Genomic DNA, 2,012 nt, shown 5'->3' on the forward strand with positions numbered 1-2,012 from the left:
ATCAAATAGTTTATCTTCGCTATCGCTGCGTAAACGATTTAATCAACGACGCTAAGGCTGAGTTTAGTACGACGTTGGCATTAATTATGAAGAAGCAAAGAATAATTTACTTCTCATCTATTCTAGGACTAATATTAATTTTATTTTTTGGTTTAGGGGATGATATTATCTACGCTAAAAAAGGAATTATACGTTGGATTCCTTTCTTAATAATATTTCTTTTAATTCCATTTATGATATCATTATTCCTTAAGGACTTCAATTTTGAAAAAATTAAACAGAGAGGAATTTCTATTGGTTCTGTTCTTATAATAGGTCCTCTTTTCGGATTTTGGTCTGGGTATTTATCAAATAAACAACTTGAAGAGAATGGATTAAAAACTTTTGGAATTGTATCTGAGAAATTTAAAAGCGGAAAAAAAAGCGGAACTCCAGGAGTATGGCTTCTTAAGTGTGATTTTAATGTACTAAACGAAAGTTATAAAACATTTTCCAAAAAGGACATTAATAATCAGTATGAAATTGGTGATACATTAACTATAAAATATTCTGAAAAGAATCCAGAAAACAATATAATAATTGAATTAGAAAACTAATGCCAACAATGGCTATAATTAATACGGGTTTGGGTGTTAATCCAAAATTTAGTCTATTTTTATAATGTCCGCCAAATCTTTTGATTTGGCTTTAAAAATGAAAAATTAAAACAAAATAAAAAGTTTTGGCTAAGTGCTTAATTCGAAATTAAATGCTAATTTAATCCCGTACTAACCATAGCCGAGACGTTAGGGACAATTTGAAAATAGTCATAATGAATAAAAAAATGAATTTATTGTTTTTTATTTTTCTATTTATCTCAATAATTATTGGGTGCGGAACTCTAAAAAACAAATATACTGCATCAGAAAACGCAGAAAATTATTACAATAAAGCTTATAGCATAATAGATAATGCTACGCATAACTCCCTTTCAGATTCTCTTTCATCTCAAGTATTGAAATATATTGATAAAGCTATATCTATAAATTCAAAAAAATCAAAGTATTATAGAGTAAAAGGCAGTGCATATATTCATCGCAGAGAATATGAAACAGCAATACCATATTTTGAAAGAGCAATCGAAATTGATTCAAATAATTCTCTAGCTTGGATGGGTCTTGGGATTTCTTATGAAAATATTTCGAAATTCGAAATTGCCGAAAAAAATTACCAAAAATCATTAGATGACAATGATCTATCCGAGACAGTATATTTCAATCTTGGTTTACTTTATAGTAAATGGGGAAAAAGCGATTTATCAATAAAATCTTATAGTAATGCCATAAGAATCTACCCAAAATACAGAGGAGTATATTTAAATAGAGGAAAAGTTAAGTTAGGCCTAAAAAAGTATGCTGAAGCTATTATTGATTTCAATATGGCAATCAAACTTGACCCAACCGATAAAGTTTCATATAATAATAGAGGCCTTGCACGACATTATTTGAATCAATTTAACGAAGCTATTCTGGATTTCAAAAAAGCACTAGAGATAAATTTAGATAATTCATTTAATGAAAATTTTGATACAAATAAGTATGCATATAACAACATTGCAAATGCATATTATGCAATGAATGATACTAAAAATGCTTGTATATATTGGAATAAAGCAATTGAAAGCGGATATAAATACCAAGTTGAATGGAAAGAAGAGTATAATATCGAAGACCCAACTGAACTTATTAAAAAACATTGTAACGGATAGAAAACTGTCCCTAACAAGGTATAAAAAACATAGGGCGTTTAGGTTTTTCTAAATACCAGTGTTTATTAGCAAAGTCACCAAATATAAAATTTGGCATTTTCAACAAAAAAGATAAAAGCAAAATATTTATATTTGGCTTAGTACCAATATGAAACGTATTGCTTATTACCCGCCCTACGTTTCTTATACGAGACGTTAGGTGCAATTGTCCCATTTTGATCTGACAATTTTTTCGGAGGGATACGCTGGGATTACGGAGTTTTAT

2 protein-coding genes are annotated in these 2,012 nt (G+C 28.9%); both read left to right on the forward strand.

Features of this window, described 5'->3' with window-relative positions:
* A partial coding sequence (locus tag Q0921_RS24885) for a hypothetical protein (protein ID WP_299261864.1) occupies nt 1-596 on the forward strand: 596 nt, incomplete at its 5' end.
* A gap of 215 nt (nt 597-811) precedes the next feature.
* Nucleotides 812-1,747, forward strand: coding sequence for a tetratricopeptide repeat protein (locus Q0921_RS24890; protein WP_299261866.1), 936 nt, complete (start codon nt 812-814; stop codon nt 1,745-1,747).
* Nucleotides 1,748-2,012: the final 265 nt, after the last annotated feature.

This window comes from uncultured Aquimarina sp. (assembly GCF_947496855.1).
GTDB lineage: Bacteria > Bacteroidota > Bacteroidia > Flavobacteriales > Flavobacteriaceae > Aquimarina.